The organism is Roseovarius halophilus (ex Wu et al. 2025) (assembly GCF_047086965.1).
On sequence record NZ_JBKOTX010000341.1, the window covers coordinates 1 to 3,625 of the forward strand.

General features: G+C 71.8%; 3 protein-coding genes. All 3 read right to left on the reverse strand.

The features are described 5' to 3' along the window. Positions 1–149: 149 nt before the first annotated feature. Genes ACH107_RS30965 through ACH107_RS30975 form a run of 3 tightly spaced genes read right to left on the reverse strand, consistent with a single transcriptional unit; the run spans position 150 to position 3,562 of the window. Complete coding sequence (locus ACH107_RS30965; RefSeq protein WP_412509516.1) at positions 150–2,585, reverse strand: glycoside hydrolase TIM-barrel-like domain-containing protein; 2,436 nt, start codon at positions 2,583–2,585, stop codon at positions 150–152. A gap of 3 nt (positions 2,586–2,588) precedes the next feature. Beyond that, positions 2,589–3,029, reverse strand: coding sequence for an NlpC/P60 family protein (locus ACH107_RS30970; RefSeq protein WP_310692114.1), 441 nt, complete (start codon positions 3,027–3,029; stop codon positions 2,589–2,591). Then, positions 3,026–3,562 (reverse strand): DUF2163 domain-containing protein, encoded by a 537-nt coding sequence (locus ACH107_RS30975; protein WP_412509517.1) that lies wholly within the window; start codon positions 3,560–3,562, stop codon positions 3,026–3,028. Before ACH107_RS30975 ends, ACH107_RS30970 begins: the two co-directional genes overlap by 4 nt. Positions 3,563–3,625 lie beyond the last annotated feature (63 nt).

Here is a 3,625-nt window from a genome sequence, read left to right on the forward strand (position 1 = left end):
GGCCACGGGGCGGCGCAGGCGTTTGCGCATGCGGTCGGAGACATGCGCCGCCGCAACCAGCGCCGCGGCCACCTCGGGCCAGTCGGGCCGTGGGCGCGCCAACAGCACCCGCACCCCGGCGTCCAGGTCGTGCCAGCCCGGTTGCCGCATCACAGGCTGACGGTCAGATCGCGCGCCGGACCTGGGCCGTAGCGGTCCGATATCTGCGCCACCGACAGGGTGATGGTGCCGCCGGCCCCGTCGCTGGCCTGCGCCCCGGCATCATAGATCCAGTGCGGGCTGTCGCGGGTGACCTCGCGCAGCAGGGTCTCGCCCGCGCGGACCTGCACGCGATAGCGTTCGCGCGCCTCGCCCAGGGGCACCTCCGCCTGGTCCCAGCTGTCGCCCTCGATCCGGGTGCGCCGAACCCACGAGACCGCCAGATCGTCGCCCTTGGGCACGGCGCGCAGATGCGCCACAGGGTAGGGCCGCAGCCCGTTGCCGCGAAACGTCTCGGCGCGGTATTGATAGCTGGGGTCGGACATCGGCCGCGTCGCCGGCCCGTAGCGATAGTGCCGCAGGGTGCCGCGCGCCGCCGGGGCCAGCGCGATCTGCTCGGGCACCCCGTCCATGAGCACGAAGACCGACCCGGCGGGCCAGGTCTCGGGCATCAGGCCATCGCTGCCCGCCTGCCCGCGCAAGCGCCGGCGCAGGTCGTAGGTCCGCGCGCCCACCAGGGTGGCCTCGGCGAACTGGAACAGCTCCCATCTGTCCGCGCCGCCATCCCCGATGGCGGCCAGATTTCCGCCGCCCAGCACGCCGGCCGGGCTCAGGCTGTCCAGCGTGCCGCGGATCAGCCGCACCCGCAGCGCCGTGCCCCGGTCCCAGGTGCCCGTCTGTGCCGCCGCCATGGGGGTCTGCGTCACCCCGATGACCGCCGGGTGGTGCAGCACCCGCTCCAGCGCATAGCCCGCATCCTGATCCGAAGCATGCAACGCCACGCTGCCCGGCCAGTGCACCCCGCTGACGGCGGCATGGGGGGCGATCTCGCCCTCGTCGCCGCGCATCAGCGGCAGGTCCATCAGCATCAGTTCCACCGGGATCGGCGCGACATGGGGCGTCAACACCGGCGCGCTGCCCGGCACCGGGTGCCGGTCGTAAACCGAGGGGTCCACGCGCACCGCCTCCAGCAGCGTCACAAGGCCGGCGACGAAGGGAAAGCCGACCGCGCCGCGGACCTGTGTCAGCCCGCGCAGCTCCGAGCCCAGCAGGAAGGCATCGACGCCGCCTGCGGCCGCACAGAGATGCGCGTAATGCAGGATCATGCGGCGGTAGGACCATTCGGCGGGGCCGTGATAGCTGACGGTGTCGCCCGCGACGCTGAAATCCCCCGGCTGCGCCTGGCCCAGAAAGGCCGCGACCTGCGCCTCGGCCTGCGCCGTGCCCATGGGGCTGCCGTCCAGCCCATCGGCCAGGCTCGCGGTGATGCGCCCGCGCCAGGGCAGATGCGGCTGGCCCTCGGCCCCGGTCCAGGGGTCGGTCAGGGTATTGCCGGTGATCTGATCCATCAGAACGAAGGGGTAGAAGACCGGCGACAGGCCCCGCTCGCGCAGCGCGCCGATCGCCTCGATCACCGCCGCATCGGCGGGCGTGCCGCCGTAAAGCTTGACGCCATCCTGCGCGGCGACCTCCTGCGACTGCGCCCGCGCCAGGCCCGAGACCCGCCAGGGAATCGCCGCGCCGTCGGCCTCTTTCTGGTCCACCTTGGGGCGCAGGGTGCAGGCGTCGCAGCGCAGGTCATCCCCGAACCACGACACCACGAGCGTGGCCGAGCCGCAGTGGGGCAACTCCTCCTGCAAGGCATCCAGAGAGGTGACGAAATCCGTCTTGCCCGAGGCGGCGTTGAGGTTCACCGCCGCCCGGTTGCCGAAGCCGTGGTCGAGATAGACCGGTGTGGTCGCCAGGGCGTATTCACCGGTGCCGGGGATCATGGAGACCGCCCGGATCGCGCTGTCGATGCCCGCAACCGGCCCCCCGCCCTGATCGGGGCGCATCACCTCGAAGGTGAACTGCGGCACCCGGTTGCCGAAGGGGCCCAGGGCCAGATCCTCCATCACCACATAGGCGGTGCCGCGATAGGCCGGCGCCTGCCCCGTGCCCTCGACCGCCTCGATCTTGGGGTCGGGCAGCTGGTCGGGGGTGCCCGGGTGCAGGCGCATGTTCAGCTCTTCGGGGGCGACCTCCTGCCCGTCGGCCCAGACCCGGCCGACGCGCGCCACCTCGCCCTCGCAAAGCGCGATCCCGAGGCTGATGGAGTAGCTGTATTCTGTCGTCGCGGGCTGCGGCGCGCCGCCCTTGCCCGCGCCCGAGCGGGTCCGATGTTCGCGGAACTCGGTCGCCCAGATCACCTGGCCGGGAATACGCATCCGGCCGTGCAACTGGGCGATGGCCGTCCCCTCGCCCGCGCCAAGAAGGCGCTGGTCGATCACCCGGCCAAGCGTGGCGCCGACCGCGCGGCCGATCACCGCCGAACTCAGCCCCAGGACCGAGCCACCGATGACCCCGCCGGCCGCCATGCCCGCGGCGGAAAGTACGATCGTGGCCATGGCTTACTCCTTTTCGGTGAGAACGGGAAAGGCGAAGGCAGCGACAAGCCGTCTGCGCCAGGGGAGCGAGAGATCAGTCTCGATCACGCCGTGGCCCTGATAGGCATGCACGAAGCGCGGGCGCGTGCCCTCGGCGACCAGCAGCCCGAGGTGCTTGGCCACCGCGCCGTGCCGCATCCGGAACAACAGCACGTCGCCCGGCCGCGCCGCCGCGGGCGGTTTGCGGGTCAGGCGGGCCGACAGGGCATCCGTCAGGATCTCTTGCCGCTGCGGCTCGGCCCAGTCCGGGGTGTAGGGCGGCACCGGCTCGGGGGGCGTGCCACTGTGCTCGGCCCAGACGCCCCGGATCAGGCCGAGGCAGTCGCAGCCCACCCCGCGCAGGCAGGCCTGGTGGTGATAGGGCGTGCCGATCCAGCCCCGCGCGATCCCGGCCAGTGCGCTCATGTTGGCAGGCCCCGCCCGGCGCCTTGCAGACTGCCGCCGGCATTTTCCGCGCCCCGGCGCGGGACGCGCATCAGCCAATCTTCACCCGGGATATGAGGAAAGCCCTGAAAGTTCATGAAATTGCTGAATTTCAGGCGGCAGGTTTCGGCGCGCTTGTCACAGCCCGCCACCAGGCGCACGCGGTCGCCCGGCCCCGGCGCAGCGCCCAGCGGCGCCCAGAGGCCCACGCTGCGCGTGCCATCGCCCGCGACCGCGTCCTGCTTGATGTGCTGGCGCAGGCCCGCCGCCGGGCCGGTCAGCACCTCCAGCGTGCCACGGGTGAACCAGCCGGGCTCGTAACCGTCCAGCCCGGCGAAGGTGAACACCCGGGCCCCTTCCACACCCGTGACGTCGGCGTCGGTGGTATAGGCCGGGTCGGACAGGTCCACCCGGCAGCGCGCATCGCCCAGCACCGCGCCGCAGGGCGCCTGATACACACGACCCTGCGGATGGTTGAGTGTAGCGCGACAATCTGGCTGAGAGTTGCGCGTCAATCAGGATGAGGATCCTTGGTCGCGACATAGATGTCGATGGCGGACTTTGCCGCCACCATCAAG